16 protein-coding genes are annotated in these 16,303 nt (G+C 59.8%); 4 read left to right on the top strand and 12 right to left on the bottom strand.

The genetic code is table 11. The features are described 5' to 3' along the window. Positions 1 to 64: 64 nt before the first annotated feature. Positions 65 to 949 carry a LysR substrate-binding domain-containing protein gene (locus F568_RS0104190; protein WP_019017455.1) on the top strand — a complete coding sequence of 295 codons (885 nt, stop codon included), beginning with the start codon at positions 65 to 67 and terminating at the stop codon, positions 947 to 949. Between the two features lie 154 nt (positions 950 to 1,103). Here the strand turns inward: F568_RS0104190 and F568_RS22140 are convergent, their stop codons facing one another. The 8 genes from F568_RS22140 to F568_RS0104230 form a co-directional block, all read right to left on the bottom strand. Then, a complete protein-coding gene (locus F568_RS22140; RefSeq protein ID WP_019017456.1) occupies positions 1,104 to 1,511 on the bottom strand; it encodes a response regulator in 408 nt (135 codons plus the stop codon). A gap of 51 nt (positions 1,512 to 1,562) precedes the next feature. Further along, positions 1,563 to 1,850 (bottom strand): chemotaxis protein CheB, encoded by a 288-nt coding sequence (locus F568_RS26175; protein ID WP_019017457.1) that lies wholly within the window; start codon positions 1,848 to 1,850, stop codon positions 1,563 to 1,565. Between the two features lie 6 nt (positions 1,851 to 1,856). Continuing rightward, complete coding sequence (locus F568_RS26180; protein WP_019017458.1) at positions 1,857 to 2,033, bottom strand: chemotaxis protein CheB; 177 nt, start codon at positions 2,031 to 2,033, stop codon at positions 1,857 to 1,859. Positions 2,034 to 2,201: 168 nt separating this feature from the next. Continuing rightward, positions 2,202 to 3,923, bottom strand: coding sequence for an HD domain-containing phosphohydrolase (locus tag F568_RS22145; RefSeq protein ID WP_019017459.1), 1,722 nt, complete (start codon positions 3,921 to 3,923; stop codon positions 2,202 to 2,204). 130 nt (positions 3,924 to 4,053) lie between these two features. Continuing rightward, a complete protein-coding gene (gene modC / locus F568_RS0104215) occupies positions 4,054 to 5,181 on the bottom strand; it encodes a molybdenum ABC transporter ATP-binding protein (RefSeq protein ID WP_019017460.1) in 1,128 nt (375 codons plus the stop codon). Between the two features lie 15 nt (positions 5,182 to 5,196). Beyond that, on the bottom strand, positions 5,197 to 5,898 hold the full coding sequence (gene modB / locus F568_RS0104220; protein WP_019017461.1) for a molybdate ABC transporter permease subunit: 702 nt from the start codon (positions 5,896 to 5,898) through the stop codon (positions 5,197 to 5,199). Positions 5,899 to 5,911: 13 nt separating this feature from the next. Next, the gene (gene modA / locus F568_RS0104225) at positions 5,912 to 6,709 is read right to left on the bottom strand and encodes a molybdate ABC transporter substrate-binding protein (RefSeq protein WP_019017462.1); all 798 of its coding nucleotides are present in this window, start codon (positions 6,707 to 6,709) and stop codon (positions 5,912 to 5,914) included. Between the two features lie 90 nt (positions 6,710 to 6,799). Beyond that, positions 6,800 to 7,177 carry a winged helix-turn-helix domain-containing protein gene (locus F568_RS0104230; protein WP_019017463.1) on the bottom strand — a complete coding sequence of 126 codons (378 nt, stop codon included), beginning with the start codon at positions 7,175 to 7,177 and terminating at the stop codon, positions 6,800 to 6,802. Positions 7,178 to 7,374: 197 nt separating this feature from the next. Here F568_RS0104230 and F568_RS0104235 point away from each other — a divergent pair, with 197 nt between their 5' ends. After that, the gene (locus F568_RS0104235; protein WP_019017464.1) at positions 7,375 to 7,761 is read left to right on the top strand and encodes a YciI family protein; all 387 of its coding nucleotides are present in this window, start codon (positions 7,375 to 7,377) and stop codon (positions 7,759 to 7,761) included. 6 nt (positions 7,762 to 7,767) lie between these two features. Beyond that, positions 7,768 to 9,027, top strand: coding sequence for an RNA polymerase sigma factor (locus F568_RS0104240; RefSeq protein ID WP_026300322.1), 1,260 nt, complete (start codon positions 7,768 to 7,770; stop codon positions 9,025 to 9,027). Here F568_RS0104240 and F568_RS0104245 read toward each other — a convergent pair. After that, positions 9,018 to 10,313 carry an MFS transporter gene (locus tag F568_RS0104245; protein ID WP_019017466.1) on the bottom strand — a complete coding sequence of 432 codons (1,296 nt, stop codon included), beginning with the start codon at positions 10,311 to 10,313 and terminating at the stop codon, positions 9,018 to 9,020. The genes F568_RS0104240 and F568_RS0104245 overlap by 10 nt on opposite strands. A 255-nt stretch (positions 10,314 to 10,568) precedes the next feature. Next, positions 10,569 to 11,045, bottom strand: a complete 477-nt coding sequence (locus tag F568_RS0104250; protein ID WP_019017467.1) for a peroxiredoxin — start codon at positions 11,043 to 11,045, stop codon at positions 10,569 to 10,571. 328 nt (positions 11,046 to 11,373) lie between these two features. Between F568_RS0104250 and F568_RS0104255 the strand changes: the two genes are divergently transcribed. Beyond that, positions 11,374 to 13,347, top strand: a complete 1,974-nt coding sequence (locus F568_RS0104255) for a pectate lyase family protein (protein WP_169338646.1) — start codon at positions 11,374 to 11,376, stop codon at positions 13,345 to 13,347. A 77-nt stretch (positions 13,348 to 13,424) separates the two neighbouring features. Here F568_RS0104255 and F568_RS0104260 read toward each other — a convergent pair whose 3' ends face one another. Together F568_RS0104260 and F568_RS0104265 are read right to left on the bottom strand one after the other, a co-directional pair. Then, positions 13,425 to 14,282, bottom strand: a complete 858-nt coding sequence (locus F568_RS0104260; protein WP_026300324.1) for an ABC transporter substrate-binding protein — start codon at positions 14,280 to 14,282, stop codon at positions 13,425 to 13,427. Positions 14,283 to 14,433: 151 nt separating this feature from the next. Beyond that, the gene (locus F568_RS0104265) at positions 14,434 to 16,290 is read right to left on the bottom strand and encodes an ABC transporter ATP-binding protein (RefSeq protein ID WP_051087921.1); all 1,857 of its coding nucleotides are present in this window, start codon (positions 16,288 to 16,290) and stop codon (positions 14,434 to 14,436) included. Between the last annotated feature and the right edge of the window lie 13 nt (positions 16,291 to 16,303).

Here is a 16,303-nt window from a genome sequence, read left to right on the forward strand (position 1 = left end):
TGGCGAAAGTCTGCAGGACCTACCGTCTTCAAGGAATCGAAAACTATTGCATCGAGTATTCAATATGATTGAAGGCGGTTTGCGAGCGTTGGATCTCGAGGCGCTACGCAGTTTCGTGACAATCGTGCGTATGGGGAGCCTGGCGGCGGCGGCACAACAGCGGCATCGCACAGTCAGCGCGCTGAGCATGCAAATCAAACGCCTGGAAACGAGTCTGGGAACGCAGCTACTTGTTCGAAGTGCTCGCGGCGTCACCACCACGGCGGCCGGCGAGACACTGCTTGGCGAAGCGCGCGAATTGCTGCGCCAGCATGACGGGCTGGTGGCCCGTATCACCGGGCGTGGACTTAGCGGCCAAGTACGCTTCGGTATTCCCGAAGACTACGCTCCCCAGATCGTTGGCCGGTTGTTGCCGGACTTCATGGCCCAGCATCCCGATGTGATACTGGAAGCGGTAACGGCTACCAGCGGTGAGCTGGTGCGCCGTCTGGAGCGGGGCGATTTGTCACTGATCGTCGCACTGGACAGGCCCCATCCATTGGCGGGGGGAATCCCGCTATGGCGGACCCAGCCGGTCTGGGCAGGGGCACGAGATATAACGCTGACTCGAGAGCAGTCCTTGCCCCTCGCCCTGCACCCGGTGAACTGCCCCTACCGGCATCTGGGTCTCGAAGCGCTGGAGACGGCAGGGCGCGCCTGGCATGCCGTGTTCACCAGCACCAGCATTCATGCGGTAGAGACAGCAGTGGCCTCGGGGCTAGCGGTGAGTATTCTCGAGCGTGAACGTATCACCCCGGCCATGCGGACACTGGGCGAACCTGACGGTCTGCCCATGTTGCAAGGCTGCGAGGCACAGCTACATTACGGCCGCCATGTCCCTGCGCAGTCCTGGCCCGCTGTCGAGGCACTGGGCAGCCTGCTCATACGTCAGTTGGGGCAGAGCGGATAACTACCGACAAGGCTATTCGGTCACCGGCGCAAGGGCGGCGTTAATCTTCGTCGATGCGAGAGGAATATCAAGTTATTGCTGGCATTTACCACATGCCATAGCTACTGCCTGAGCGTCCCTGGCAAGCTACCGGCCTCATTCACGGCAGGCACCTTCAGTACTGCAGCGCTTTGCTGACGTACCGCTCACCTTTCATCATCAGGCGGATGGCCTTGGGTAACTCGTCCGGGTCGCCCTTGAGTACGTAGCCTTGTGCACCAGCCGCGATAGCCTGTTCGGCATAGCGGCGCTCGCCGTGGCCCGAAAGAATGGCGCAGGGCAGTTCAGGGTGGCGCGTCTTCACGCTGGCAATGAGATCAATACCGCTCACGCCGGGTAAGGAGAGGTCGACCAGCACGAAGTCCGGCGATACCTCATCAAGGTGCTGCAGCGCAGCTTCCCCTGAGTCGGCGGTATCGCAGACCTCCAGATCGTCTTCGAGGGAAAGAAACTCGCGCAGCATTTCTTTCATGTAGGCGTGATCTTCCACTACGAAGATACGCGCAGGAACATTCATGCTCATTCAATATCTTCCTTGATATCATTCGTAAATTCGCAACAAGGCCAGGCGCTTCTATGCTTTCCGGGCAGGAACCTTTACGAGTATAGAGGTTCCGTCGCCGGGAGCACTGTCTATTTCCATGCTGCCCCCCAGCAGGCGCAACCTTTCGCGTATGCTGATGATGCCGAAGCCCGGTTGTTCGTGCTGCTTCTCCTCCAGCTCGGAAAGCCGCAGGTGAGTATCGATAGTGCTGAGGTTGCGCCCCGGCGGAATTACGTAGACATGATTAGCCAACAGCGTCACGGTCCCCGTGACTTGCTGAACGGGCAATTTGGAAAAAGGCTGTAGCAGGTCGGCCAAGTGGCTCTAGTGTTCCGGCGACAAGTGCATGACCACGACGAAGGCCAGGCCTGGATCCTTTGGCACACCAGAAAAGAACTGCTTGAGTGCCGCGAGTCCGCCGGTCGAGGCACCGATACCGACGATCGTGACGGGCTTATCGGAAAGCAGATTGCTCCTGGCAGCCTGTTGCTCTTCCTTCATCGAGGCTAAGCCCTGGTTTCGTTGCCTGGCAAATCTACCCTGACCCGAGATGGTCAGGGATTTCAACGCGCTTTGCTAGTTGCCGCTTTGCAGGTGCCGGCGAGCCGTCTCGCCCAGACGGCTGCCAGGGCCGGATGATCCTTTCAGGATTTCCGGTGCGAGCACAGGTTAGAACGGCGTTAGCTGATAGCTCTCGGGCCTGACCAGCTTATCCAGTTGGCCCAACTGGCCGAAATCGACCCGGGTCAGGATATGGTTCATGGCAAGCTCGCTGCGTGAGGTGTTCCTGACCACGCGGACCCGGCTGGGCTGGCCGACTCCGTCGAGCTCCATCACCCAGGCCAGGTAGCCATGCGAGTACCTGACCAGGCTGCCGATGGGATAAAACCCGTGGCGCTGGACATAGCGGGTCACCCAGCCCTTGTCGAAACGTTCAGGGCGGTTATACAGGTAGCGGTAGGCTTCGATGGCGGTCTTGGCGGGGCGGTCGCCGCGCGGACGCATCATTGCGTCGAGAACATCGACGACAGCGGCCATGCGAGCGACGTCAGAGAGCGAATCGGCGTGATAACCGTGTGGGTAGCCTGAGCCGTCGAGTCGCTCGTTGATGCAGCCGATGATATCGTGCCGCATTGCCTCGTCGATCCAATCCAGGGGTGCCAGCCGGTCGAGCAATACCTCGACATGATCGCGCAGGCGCTCACGCTGCTCGTCATTCAGTTTCCCTTCCAGGCTATGTAGCGACTCGCTCAACAGCATCGCCTTGCCCATGTCATGCAAAAGGGCGGCAACCACGGCGGCCCTGGCCTGAGAAGCCAGATCCGGCTCGGCCAGCATCAGATCGCCCAGCTTGCCGGCAACGTTGATCGAGTGCTGGACCCACTGCGGCTCACTGCCCAGGCAGGCAAGGGCATAGAAGAACTGCTGGCGTTGCTGTTCCAGCAGGTGTAGCAGAGTATCGGCGCAGCCGAGAATCGCCTCGCTCGATATCGGCTGGCTGTTTTTCAAGGCGAGCAGGGCTATGTGCAACTGCCGCGCGACTTCACGAATGGCACGCACCATCGGGGTGCTTTCGGCCAGGTCGCGTTGCCGTTGTGCCTGACGGCGACTGGACAAGGGAGCTTGGAAGAGGGGGGAAGGTCTGGCGAGGCGCCCACTATAGCCGCTGCGATAGGCGGCTTCGTGTTCTGCCTCGTTGACGTAATGAAGCAGACGATTCTGACGTTCGACAGACAGGTTGTAGAACGCGACACCGACCGCCGCGCTGTGTGTCCGCCCGGCGGGACCGATATGCCGGACGATGCCGGTAGCGATGAATTTCTCGCTATTCGGAAACTCGAAGCCCACCGTGGGCAGAGCCTCACCAACCTTGAAGAATGGGCTATCACTGAAAGGAATCTCCAACAGGCAACCGCCCGCCGACAGGTTGCGTAGCCGGCCGGTTACCGGGGGCTGGTTGGGCAATACCGTGGCGTAGGCGCTGACGTGCATGCCCTGAATGAAAGGAATACGAATATTGCGCCGTTTCGATGTCGTGTAGAGGGCGCGCGGAAGGTGGCACTGAATTTCCAGGCAATCGCCATCGCGACTGACGTCGAGAGGGTGCAGCGCCTCGAAGTGCAATGTATCCGAAAGAGATTCCGCTCTCAGTGTCAGTGCTTGGTTAGTGACATCCGCTTCGCTAAGGCTTTGCGCATCGGTCAGCGAGAGGGTGACGCAGCGCTGATCGGGGGCAACTGCAGATAAGCGTACGGGGAAGGCGGTGGAGGCGTGCTCTAGTGTAACGGTAAGCGAGTGTGTCTCATTGCTCAGGCCGTCGACGACATCGGCGATGTGCGCCGCATCGGTAATCTCAACCTGGCGTGGCTGCTCCTGCGTACTGGGTTCCATGGCGTGGCCTATCTCGTGTTACCGACACCCAATGTGGTCGGCGATTCGTTGTTATCGTTATCTTTATCGTTGTGGATGGTTATCAGGGAGCGTTCGGTTTACAAAACGCTCGTTTGAGACTGTTATAACGTCATCGTGTCTCGAAAGCCACACTGCGGATCAACGCTACGACCGGCATGCCCTCCTCGAGTCCCATTTCATCGAAGGCCTTGCGTGTCAGCCGGGTACGCAATGTCTGGCCGCTGACATTCAGACTCAGCTCGATGCTGGTGCGAGCGTCGTTGCGGGGTCCGACACGCTCGATGGTGGCGTGCAGTCGGTTGCGGTAGCTGATGCCGCTGGGTTCGGACAGGGCGAGTGCTACGTCGCGCACTGGGATATGCAGACGCAACCGCTCACCGGGACCCGCATCCAACGAGGGAACGGTCAATGTCTGGCCATCGTCCAGGGTCAGGTGGGTCAGAGCATAGTCCGGTTCGTGTTCGGCCACGCTGGCGACAATGACCGATTCGGCATCGAAACCGCCCAGATGCTCGGTGAGGTCGAAGCGGTTGAGCAGGGCGTCCAGGCGTCCGTCAGCCAGGACACGACCATGTTCGAGCAGTACCAGATAATCGGCGATGGCGGTCAGCTCGCCGGGGTCATGACTGACATAGACGATGGGAATGTCGATCTCGCGGGCCAGGCGAGCGATGTAGCGCAGCAGTTCCCGCTTGCGGGCGCCGTCGAGACCCGTCAATGGCTCGTCCATCAGTAGCAGTCGTGGTGCGGTAAGCAGGGCCCGGCCGATGGCGACGCGGCGTGCCTCGCCACCGGAAAGCGTGGCCGGAAAGCGCTGCAGCAGATGCCCGATGCCAAGCAGTTCGATGATGGCATCGAAACGCGGGCGCATCGCGGCGCGCATGCCATAGGTGAGATTGCCGCGCACTCGATAATGGGGAAACAGCCGGGCTTCTTGAAAGACCACACCGAGATGGCGGCGATGCGGCGGTATCAGGATGCCGCGGCGGGTGTCTGTCAGGGTTTCTTCACCGAGGTGGATGATGCCTTCGTCGGGGCGATCGAGTCCCGCTATCAGGCGCAGCAGACTGGTTTTGCCACTACCTGAGGCGCCGAACAGGGCCGTGACGCCATTGCCCGGCAGTGTCAGGCGGGCTTGCAGGTGGAAGTCGCCCTGGCGGCGGGCCACGTCCAGGCTCAGGGCCGGCCCGTTGGCAGCATGAGATTGGGGGGAGTGGGCAGAAGTCTCGTCGAGCATGAGTACCGGCCGAAGTCAGCGCTTACTGTCGCGTTCGTGCAGCCGGCGGCGGGCCAGGCGCGCCAGCCACTCCGAAACCAGCAGCGACAGCATGGCAATGATGATGGAAAGCACGCATAGGCGGGCGGCGGCGGCTTCCGCTCCCGGCGTCTGGATCAGGGTGTAGAGCGCCAACGGAAGGGTGCGTGTTTCGCCAGGGATGTTGGCAGCGAACGTGATGGTGGCGCCAAATTCTGACAGTGCCCGGGCGAAGGCCAGCACCGTTCCGGTGAGTAGGCCCGGCAACGCCAGCGGTAACGTGATGGTAAAGAATACTCGCCAGCGGTTGGCGCCTAGCGTACTGGCCGCGGCTTCCAGTTTGACGTCCACCGCTTCCAGCGAAAGCCGCACGGCGCGCACCAGCAAGGGAAAAGCCATGACTCCGGCGGCAACCGCCGCACCCTGCCAGGTGAAAGGCAGGGTGATACCGAACCAGGTATCCAGCCACTGGCCCAACCAGCCCTGGCGGCCCAGCGAGATCAGCAGCAGGTAGCCCACGACCACCGGCGGCAGGACCAGCGGCAGATGCAATACGCCATCGAGCAGCGCCTTGCCGCGAAATTCATGCCGCGCCATCAGCCAGGCCAATGCTATGCCGGGTACCATAATGCCGCCCACGGCAGTCACGGCTACGCGCAGGCTGATGAGGATGGCTTGCCATTCGGCGTCGGAAAGCATCGGGTCGTCCGGATCAAAGGCCGTTGGTGTCGGCGGGCAGGAAACCGAACCCAGTAAAAACCGCCATGGCCTCGTCGCTCGCCAGCCAGTCCCGGAAATCTCTGGCAGCGTCATCGATGGCATTGCCAATCAGCGCGACCGGGTAAGTGATCGGGGCATGGCTGTCGATCGGGAGCAGCCCCAGTTGACGTACCCTGTCGCTGGCCACGGCGTCGGTGCGGTAGACGATACCCAATGGCGCCTCGCCACGCTCGACCAGGGCCAGTGCGGCGCGCACATTGTCAGCGCGTGCCAGGCGCGACTCGAGAGCGGGCCATTCATCGAGCGATTCCAGGGCCTGCCTGGCATAGATCCCGGCGGGCACATGGGCCGGATCCCCCACCGACAAGCGCTGACCGTCACCCAGGCGCTCCGCCAAGGACACGCCCTCGCCAAGCGTGAAAGGTATGGCATCGCTATGGGGCGATGCGACCAGCACCAAGCGATTCTGGAGCAGGTCGGCGCGCTCCTGCAGAACGATACCCTGCTCGCCTAGCCAGTCCATCCAGCGCTCGTTGGCAGAGAAGTAGAGATCCGCCGGAGCGCCGTTGGCCACCTGACGTGCCGCGGTGGACGACGACGCGTATACCGGCACGATGTCAACGTCGTGAGTCTCTTCGTAGCGGGCCACGGCGGCGTTCAGGGCATCGGTCAGCGAGGCTGCGGCGTAGACGTGAACGGGCGACGCGGCGTGTACGGGTAGGGCCAGCAGGGCCAGCGGGAATAGGGACAAACGGGCGAGATGACGGCACAGGGCGATGCAGAGAGGCATGGCTTTCTCGCTATGTGCAAATGGAAATAACGGAACCACTATAGCGACTCGACACGGAGTCCGCCAGGCGAGGAGCGGGCACGGGGTGAGTCAGGATGACTCCCCGGGAGATGCCTCAAGCAGGGCCAGCAAGGCATGCGCCTCGTGGCAGGCCTGCGGGTCCAGGCGCTGCTGCAAGGCGCGGTAGTTGGCCAGCACCTCGCGACCCAGCGGCGTCAAGTAGGCACCGCCGCGCTGGCTGCCGCCGGTACGGGTCTCGATGACCGGCGCTGGCAGGTGACGATTCATGGTGTCAATGAGCTGCCAGCCCTTCTTGTAGCTCATGCCGAGTTCGCGGCAGGCCGAGGCGATCGAACCGGTATGCTCAATGGCTTCCAGCAGATCGGCCTTGCCGGGGCCGAGCACGACGTCCTTGCCCGCGACGAGGCGCAGTTGAAAGCGGGGCGTGGTGTGGCAAGTGCGTGTCATGGCAGGGCTCGGTATCGATAAAGCCCCTGTTCTAGCATGTCGCGCGGGCCGTTGCAGCCGTGAGTATCAAGAAGCGACTTCCCCCATGATCGGCAGCCAGCGTCCTTTCGCTCTATATAAAGAGAGTATGTTGTCGATTCCTGTCGCTGCCATTCGACAACGTTGTGTTCCTGCATCGTCATAAAGGAGAGCACACCATGAAATACCTTTGCCTGGTCTACTGCGACGAAGCCACGCTACACAGCTCACCCGACAGCCCGCGTGACGAGGAGTGCCTGGCCTATGCCGAAGGGCTTCACTCCAATGGCCACATGTTGGCGGCCGAGGCGCTACAGCCGGTGAGTACGGCGACCACGGTGCGTATGCGCAGCGGCAAGATGCTGATCACCGACGGTCCCTTTGCAGAAACCAAGGAGCAGCTGGCGGGCTTCTACCTGGTGGAAGCGCGGGACCTGAACGAGGCGCTGCAGATCGCTGCGAGAATTCCTGCCGCACGGGTGGGGTGTGTCGAAGTTCGTCCGGTGCGCGAGCTCAGCGCACAGCCTCGCCCGGCGGGGCACCAAGCTGTGGAAGATGAGGCGTGACGCCCCATGAGTCGTAAAGATACATCGGCGACAAGGGTGAAGGTCGAGGCGATCTATCGCAATGAATCGCGGCGTATTCTGGCAACGCTGATTCGTCTGTTGGGAGATTTTGACCTGGCCGAGGAGGCGCTGCATGAGGCCTTTGCCGCAGCGTTGGTGCAGTGGCAGCGAGACGGAATGCCAGCCAACCCGCGGGCTTGGCTGGTATCGGCAGGCCGCTTCAAGGCCATCGATACGCTGCGTCGGCGGGCGCGCTTCGATGCCTCGCAGGGGGAGCTGGCAAGGCGCATAGAAGCCAGTATCGAAGAAGCCATCGATGACGAGAGGGAGGGGCTTGATGATGATCGGCTTCGCCTGATTTTCACCTGCTGCCATCCGGCCTTGTCACAAACGGCCCAAGTAGCCCTTACCCTGCGTGAAGTGTGCGGGCTCAGTACCGAAGAGATCGCACGGGCCTTTCTCAGCACACCAGCGACGCTGGCACAGCGTATCGTGCGTGCCAAGGCGAAGATACGCGATGCCGGTATTCCCTATCAGGTGCCATGCCGTAGTGAACTTTCCGAACGCATGGATAGTGTGCTGCATGTGATCTACCTGATCTTCAATGAGGGCTATTCGGCCTCGTCCGGCAATGAGCTGACTCGCGCCGACCTGTGTCGTGAGGCCATCCGTCTGGGTAGATTGCTGGTTGAGCTGTTGCCAGAGCCCGAAGCCATGGGGTTACTGGCACTCATGCTGCTCCATGAAGCGAGGCGTGAGTCGCGTGTGACGTCATCCGGGTCGCTGGTGCGCCTGGGCGAGCAGGATCGCTCGCGCTGGTGCCAGGAAATGATTGTCGAAGGCGGTGCCTGGGTTGAGCGGGCCCTCAAGACACGGCGCTTCGGCCCGTACACTCTTCAGGCGGCAATCGCCGCTGTTCACGCCGAAGCGCCCAGTGCCGCCGAAACCGACTGGCCCCAGGTCGTCGGCCTCTACGATGTACTCTTGCGTGTGGCACCGTCGCCGGTAGTCGAGCTCAATCGTGCTGTTGCGGTGGCCATGCTGGACGGTCCGGCACACGGATTGCCGCTGATCGATAGGATGCTTGCACGCGGAGAGTTGCGTAGTTATTACCTGGCGCACGCTGCTCGTGCTGACCTGTGTCGTCGTTTGGGGCGGCTAGACGAGGCCAGGGCTGCCTATCGCCAAGCCCTGGCCCTGGGCCCTCCAGCCACCGAAAGCCAGTTTCTTGTCCAACAACTGGACGCCCTGGCTGATCAATTCTGAGACACGGTCTTGACCAGCCGTTGGCGCTCTTGCTCCTCGTAGAAGCTGGGGTCATCGAACAGGTCGGGCTGGGTATCGTCGAACAACATCTCCAGTGCCTGGGGGCTGGTCTGCACCAATGGTTCGAAGTGAGCTGCTTCGCCCCGGATAAGCGGGGAGACATAATGACGCCGATAAAGGGCGTAAACACCGAGCAGCGCCAGCATGGCGGCAATGTAGAGCGGCAGCACTTCTGCGCCAAGGACATTCATGATCGCCCCGGCAAGAATCGGGGCAATGGCACTACCTGCCCCTTGCATGACTAGCATATCGGCGGAACCCGAAACCACCTCGTCGGGATGCAACTGGTCGATGAGCTGTGCCACGGCCAGGGGGTAGATGGAAAACGATAGACCGCCCCACACGAAGAACAGTCCCATCAGCACCGGCTTGTTGGGTGCCAGGGGCATCAGCGCCGCGAGGATGGCGGCCAGGATGACCACGATGGTCATGACCCGTCCGCGGTCATGCCGATCCGAAAACCGGCCGATGGGAATCTGCAGCAGGGCGCCGCCCAGGATAGTAATACTCATGACCATGCCGATACCGCCGATATCGTAGCCCAGCGCCTTGGCGTAAATCGGGGTCATCGCCCAGAACGCGCCCATGGCCAGGCCTGACAGGGCCGAGGCGGTTATTGCCAGCGGCGCAAAACCGATCAGGGCCTTGAGGCTGCTCTTGGGCCGGTCGGGAATCGTCGGCTGGGGGCGCCGGGTCATGGTGATCGGCAGCAGGGCCCAGCAGATCAGAATCGCGGTCAACGAGAACAGCAGGAAGCCATCGGGCGTGTCCAGGCGCAGGATCTGCTGGGCCACGGCGATGGCGCCCAGGTTGACCAGCATGTACATGGCGAAGATACGGCCGCGCTCATGGGTAGCCGCCTTGCTGTTGAGCCAGCTCTCGATGACTGTCATCAACGTTACGAACGACAAGCCATAGGCGATGCGAAGGATCAGCCAGACCCAGGGATTGACGAAGATGACATGTAACAGCGCACCGGAGGCGCAGATAGCGGCACAGAAACCGAAGGTGCGGATATGGCCAATACGCCGGATCAGCCGGCCACTGACCCACGTGCCACAGGTGAAGCCGAGGAAATAACCGGACATGATGATGCCCAGCATGGTGGTCGAGAAGTTCTCCTCGGTTCCTCGTAGCGTCAGTAGCGTATTGATAAGTCCATTACCGAGCAGCAGGAGCGCCACACTCCCCAGTACCGCACGGATGGGATGCAGTAACGACCGCATGCCATGCTCTCCTTGTGCCATCAGGGATTCGAACGTAAACCGCTGGCGTTCCAACGAACGAAGTCGGAACGTTCCTATTCCATTAGGATGGTTATTCGTAAACAAGAAAATTAGGAGATACAGTTAAGCTGTCAAGCGATCTCGGGGTGAGACGAAGGAGAAATACGGGGAGGGGAAATACGAGAAGAGGGGAATGTCAGGAAAACGCCGGCAAGACCATCGCCGGCGCTGTCAGGATTCGATGGCTAACGTTGTTCAGAGCCTGTCGAGAACCGTGTCGGCGCTGCTTTCCTGTACGCCCTTGGCATCCACGCCGATATACTCCACCACGCCGTCGTTGGCGATCAGCGCGAAGCGCTTGCAACGTGTGCCCATGCCGGCGCCGCTGGCATCCATCTCCAGACCGAGTGCCTGGGTAAACTCAGCATTGCCATCGGCTAGCATGGTAAACGCCTGGGCATTCTGGCTTTCCTGCCAGGCACCCATCACGAAGGCATCGTTGACCGCCATGCAAGCAATAGTATCGACGCCCTTGGCGCGGATTTCGTCGGCCTTGATCACGAAGCCTGGCATATGGGTGTTCGAGCAACCGGGCGTGAAGGCACCCGGCACGCCGAACAATACGACGCGCTTGCCCGCGAATAACTCGCCGGTCGAAATATCCTCGGGACCGCTGGAACCGTTGGTCTTGATCGTCACGTCGGGAATCTTGTCACCGGTGGCAATGGTCATGGCATGCTTCCTGGTTGCAATGTAAAAGGCAATCAAATTGCCTTGTCCAGACGCTACAGCGTCTCAAGGGATAAAAACAATACTACTGGCAGGCTGGCGAAGAAATACCAGGCGCAAGGATCGCCAATGCCGCTGTACTGCCTTAATACCATAACGGTTCAGCTAATAGGCTTATTGTAAAGTTAGGTGTTTTCGACGACTCTCAAGGAGGGGTGGCCCGTTACCATTGAAACGCTACAGTTACAAATGGGTTCCGATTCGGGCCGTAACTTTACCGATCCTGCAAGCAGGAACACCTATTGTTCAGGCAGCCCTGATGAGAGACCCTGTGGATCCATCACGTCGAGGATTCGTCCTCAAGATTCTGAGTGCCGGCGCCGTGCTGACCGTGGCAGACAATGCTTGGTCCTTTGACCCCACCACGAAGGCGGTCACGCTGGATGCCAGCGACGGCCATGTTCCACTTGCCTTTGAGTATGATTCCGACGAGGCGATGCAGCACGTCAATGTCTCCAATGCTCGCATCAGTACCTCAACGGGCCACCAAACTCTGCAAGAAGCGCTGAATCAGCGTGTCATCCATGTAGACGCGATAGCCAACTTGCAGGAGCTACGTTCGCTATCGTTACGCAAAGGCCAGCTTGTCGAGGTAGGTGGTACAGAGTTTCGTTGGGATGGGAGCAGTTTCGTTGCTATCGGGACTGTATACGCGGAATCATTCGGGGCAATAGGCGATGGAATAACCGATGACCGCGCCGCGATACAGGCGGCCTTGGACATGACAGGGCGGGTACGCCTGATACCGGGCGCAACCTATGCAGTCTCATCGACACTGTATATCCGCGATGGGCAAGAGCTCTTTTCCGACCATCCCGGCAACAAGGCGACGATAAAGTTAATCGACCCTGTTTTTAAAGGAAGCATTCTGGAGACGGTAGGCTTCCGTACGACAGCGGTGAATAATATCCGTCTGGAAAACCTTGTCTTGTACGGCAATCTCAATGACCAACCTGTCGGTGTGGGCAACGTTGCAGGTGGTGAAGGAGTGGGTCTGGCAGCCACCTGCGGGCGGTCAAACATCGTTGAGGTACGGGCGACGAGAACCGCTGGTGTCGGCATGTGGTTTTCCAATGGCGGCAACAAGAGTCTCTACACTCACGGCAATAATCTGCATGTGGTGGCAACCTATACCGGCCAAGAGGGCATCATTTTCGATGGCGGATGGGACCAGCGCATTCGGTACTGCGAGAGCTATTGGCCATGGGATGGATTCAGGGACTATGACTACACGCAGGACAAGGTGTCCAAGGCGGTGGATGCGAACATTTGCGCCGGAGTGCTGTTTTACCGGGGTAGCGCTGAAGTCGTCGAGATGCATCCCAATAACAACCGGCATGGGTATGCCTGGGCGACTTTCGGCAAGGCCGGGTCGGCGTATCGCCTTCGCTTTGATCACGCCATTGGCGAGAGCAGTGCAGGCGGAGTTTATCTGGCCCCCACCGATGATGTGTCGGGCGGATTACTGAACTGTCACTCCACGCGGGGTAAGTATGGTTTGCCCCTGCTGAAAGTTCGCAGCATAGCCAATGTGCATATCGCCACGGTCAACGTAAAAGTTGACGTCACGGGGGGGTATCCGTCGAAAGGCACCTATCGTGCCGTCGATATTGATGGGGATCGCTGTGTTATTTCTGATCTCCGGATATGGGCTACCAATGGGAAGATTAACGACTGCGCGCTGAGTATTCGCGGCAATGACCATACCATTAGAGGCTCTATCAGTAACTTCCCGACCAAGGAAGATGGCACTCCCGCGCTGGCGCTATGGCTGGACTATCCTGTTTTCACCTCCAATGTGACTTTGAAGATTACCGGTTGCGGCATAGGTGTAAAGGGAGCTTCGCAGAATGAGGATCCCGGCATTCTCGACCTGACGTTCTCGAACACCGATACGGATATTGATCCTGCGTACCTTCGCTTCTTATCTAACGCGACGCTGGCGCGTTCCCGCATAGAAAATTTAAGTACGGGGTGTAGCAGCCGTGACAGGACACTATCCACCACAGTGGCGGCTGTGCATGCAGACGATACCATGAGAACGGTGAGCATTCCGCATTCAGGCATGTTCTATAAGGTACCGTTGGCTAAAGCGTTTTATGTCACTAATACAGGTAATGCGGACTATAACGTCGACGCAGTCAAAGTCTGGCTGTCCGACGTGACGGACACAGACTTTATTGTGAAATACCGAATATCGGAAGATATAGGCGATTTTGCGATACGAGTGAATGGCGGTTACTAACAACCACCGCCATGGCTTCTGTCAAACGCCGGGGGCGCTGGTCTGCCGATACGGGCCCCCGGGCTGATGCGCTCAGATCAAAGTGCATTCCTCACTTCATCGATCTGCAGGCTCAGGCTTTGAAGCCCGCCGCCTGACAGATACCACAGCTTGGGCGTCATTACCTCAATATCAGCGTCGGCAGCCGCGCCATTTGCCAGGGACTGACGCAACGCCTCGACATTGGCTTCTTCATTACCGATGGCCGCACTGCGGTCAACGATCAGGATCACATCGGGATCTATCTCACCGATAGCTTGGGGAGATAACGGGGTGAACGTGCGAGTACCGCGCGTCTCGGTGGGTACGCTTGCGGGAATCTGCGGCTCGCTCAGTCCTAGCACATCGTAGACGATAGGGTGAGTGTTGAGCATGTAGTTCCCATCGTTATGGGTAACGGTCAGTACCTCCTTGGAGCCGTCGATTTCCTGGCGTGTATCAGCAATCTTCTGGTGCAGCGAATCCAGTGCCGATTGAGCTTGCGAGGCGGCTTGAAAGCGTTCAGCCAGAGACATGACGTTAGCGTCGAAGGCTTGCAGGTAATTCTCCCCCGAGACACCCATTTCCATGACCGGGGCAATCGCTTCGAACGTGTCGCGCTGGTCGCCCTGGCGTCCGGTAACCAAAATCAGCGAGGGAGAGGCCTGACGGATGGCGTCTAGATCCGGCGTCTTGAGCCCGCCGACATCGACAAGGCGATCGCTGGCATAGTCGGAAAGGTAGCTTGGTAAGCCCTGCTTGGGAACGCCAACCACCTGCTTGCCGAGATTCAGCGCATCGAGCGTATCCAGGCTGCCATAGTCGAAGGAAATGACACGCTCGTTGACGGACGTCGCGGCCATGCTTGTCCCGCTCAGTGTCAGTAGCGTAGCGGCAAGAAATGCAACAGGCTTCATATGTCACCCTTGGGATGATTATTTGAGAAAATATATTAGATAGTAATATTTCTCATTATTGTAGTGGAAGCGACATCCAATACGCTTGTCGACATGCAACGTATCGTTGCGAGAGCTGCGACAACAGGAAGGGCGTAGCTTTAAAAAATGCCTACTGATAACCCGCCGCCTGCAGCCGGAACAGGTGGGCGTAACGTCCATTGCGGGCCAGCAGGCTGTCATGGCTGCCACGCTCGATGACACGGCCATTGTCGATGACAATGATCTGGTCGGCGGCGCGTACCGTGGAAAAGCGATGCGAAATCAACAGGGTCATGCGATCCCGGGCATGATGGCGAAACTGCTCGAAGACTTGGGCCTCGGCGGCGGCGTCCATGGCTGCCGTGGGCTCATCGAGCACCAATATGTCGGCGTCTTCGCGCATGTAGGCACGCGACAGGGCGATCTTCTGCCACTGGCCGCCGGAGAGTTCCTGGCCGCGCTGGAACCAGCGGCCGAGTTGGGTGTGGTAGCCGTTCTCCATGCGGACGATGAACTCGTCAGCCATACCCTGGCGCGCTGCACGCTGCCATCGTGCCGTGTCGGTAAAGGCTTCCACATCGCCGACGCCCAGGTTTTCGCCGACCGGTAACTGATAGCGTACGAAGTCCTGAAAGATCACCCCGATGCGACGGCGCAGTACTCCGAGATCCCAGTCTCTCAGATCACTGCCGTCGAGCAGGATACGTCCTCGAGTAGGTTCATAGAGTCGAGTCAGCAGCTTGATCAAGGTGGTCTTGCCGGAGCCGTTCTCGCCAACCAGGGCCAGACTTTCCCCGGGTTTCAGATGTAAGTCGATATCTTGCAGCACCGGACGATCACCACCGGGGTAGGTGAAGCACACGGCCTCGAAGCGAATGCCGTCACCGGGCTGGGTGCCTGTGGTCAGGTAGCCATTGTCGGCCGCGATCGGGTGTTCCAGGTACTCGTAGAGGTTCGACAGGTAGAGGTTGTCCTCGTACATGCCACTGATTGCGGTCAGGCTGGCCGACAGGGCGGACTGGCCCTGCTTGAACACGCTTAGATACATGGTCATCTGGCCCAGTGTCAGGCGGCCGAGGATGGTTTCCACGACCACCCAGGTATAGGCGGCATAGAATGACAGGGTGCCCAGCAGGCCGAGCAGGAAGCCCCAGGCATCGCGACGGATCGTCAGGCGCCGATCCTCGGCGTACAGCGTGCGGAAGATATCGCGGTAGCGCTTGAGGAAGAGCGACTCGAGGCCAAACAATTTGACCTCTTTAATGCTGTCTTCACGGGCCAGTACGGTTTCCAGATAGGTCTGCATACGTGTCTGCGGCGAGCGCCAGCGGAACAGGCGGAAGGCATCGCCCGAAAACTTGGCCTCGGAGACGAACACCGGTAGGGCGCCCACGGTGAGAATCAGCAGGGCCCAGGGAGAAAACTGCCACAGCAGTACCGCGAAGCTCCCCAGCGAGATGGCATTCTGAATCAGGCTGAACGTCTTGTTGACCAGTGCCAATGGACGTGACGAGGCCTCTCGCCGGGCACGGGTCAGCTTGTCGTAGAGTTCAGAGTCTTCAAACTGGGACAGCGACAGGTTGCCGGCTTTCTCGAGAATCATCTCATTGACACGCTGCCCGAGCAGAGCACGCAACAGCGACTGCTGCACCGACAGGCCGCGCTGGGCAAGGGCGATAAGGACGAAGACGCCCATCTCCAACAACACGTAGTACAAGGGTGGCCAAAGCAGGGACTGCCAATCGAGCCCGGACTGTTGGGCATGGCGCTCCATGGCGGCGACCACGGCATCAACAATCAACTGGCCGAGATAGGCCGCCACGGCCGGCAATATCCCTGCGACCAGTGTACACACGGCCAGGCCGACAGTGAGTCCTCGCGAGGTGCTCCACACCAGCGAAAGCGCACGGCGACTGTAGCGAAAGACGCTGACGAATCCGGGAAGCAGGGGCTTGGGCTGTGCTGGGGGCTGTGAAAGACGCGGCACACGACCCTCCGAG

This window comes from Modicisalibacter luteus DSM 23508 (assembly GCF_000378505.1).
Classification (GTDB): Bacteria; Pseudomonadota; Gammaproteobacteria; order Pseudomonadales; family Halomonadaceae; genus Modicisalibacter; species Modicisalibacter luteus.

What these genes read in the sequence shown, in the direction of transcription:
- F568_RS0104260 (WP_026300324.1), bottom strand. Translation starts at nt 14,282, where the DNA reads ATGAAGCCTGTTGCATTTCTTGCCGCTACGCTACTGACACTGAGCGGG.
- F568_RS0104245 (WP_019017466.1), bottom strand. Translation starts at nt 10,313, where the DNA reads ATGCGGTCGTTACTGCATCCCATCCGTGCGGTACTGGGGAGTGTGGCG.
- modA (WP_019017462.1), bottom strand. Translation starts at nt 6,709, where the DNA reads ATGCCTCTCTGCATCGCCCTGTGCCGTCATCTCGCCCGTTTGTCCCTA.
- F568_RS22140 (WP_019017456.1), bottom strand. Translation starts at nt 1,511, where the DNA reads ATGAGCATGAATGTTCCTGCGCGTATCTTCGTAGTGGAAGATCACGCC.
- F568_RS0104230 (WP_019017463.1), bottom strand. Translation starts at nt 7,177, where the DNA reads ATGACACGCACTTGCCACACCACGCCCCGCTTTCAACTGCGCCTCGTC.
- F568_RS22145 (WP_019017459.1), bottom strand. Translation starts at nt 3,923, where the DNA reads ATGGAACCCAGTACGCAGGAGCAGCCACGCCAGGTTGAGATTACCGAT.
- F568_RS0104190 (WP_019017455.1), top strand. Translation starts at nt 65, where the DNA reads ATGATTGAAGGCGGTTTGCGAGCGTTGGATCTCGAGGCGCTACGCAGT.
- modB (WP_019017461.1), bottom strand. Translation starts at nt 5,898, where the DNA reads ATGCTTTCCGACGCCGAATGGCAAGCCATCCTCATCAGCCTGCGCGTA.
- F568_RS0104240 (WP_026300322.1), top strand. Translation starts at nt 7,768, where the DNA reads ATGAGTCGTAAAGATACATCGGCGACAAGGGTGAAGGTCGAGGCGATC.
- F568_RS0104235 (WP_019017464.1), top strand. Translation starts at nt 7,375, where the DNA reads ATGAAATACCTTTGCCTGGTCTACTGCGACGAAGCCACGCTACACAGC.
- modC (WP_019017460.1), bottom strand. Translation starts at nt 5,181, where the DNA reads ATGCTCGACGAGACTTCTGCCCACTCCCCCCAATCTCATGCTGCCAAC.
- F568_RS26180 (WP_019017458.1), bottom strand. Translation starts at nt 2,033, where the DNA reads ATGAAGGAAGAGCAACAGGCTGCCAGGAGCAATCTGCTTTCCGATAAG.
- F568_RS0104250 (WP_019017467.1), bottom strand. Translation starts at nt 11,045, where the DNA reads ATGACCATTGCCACCGGTGACAAGATTCCCGACGTGACGATCAAGACC.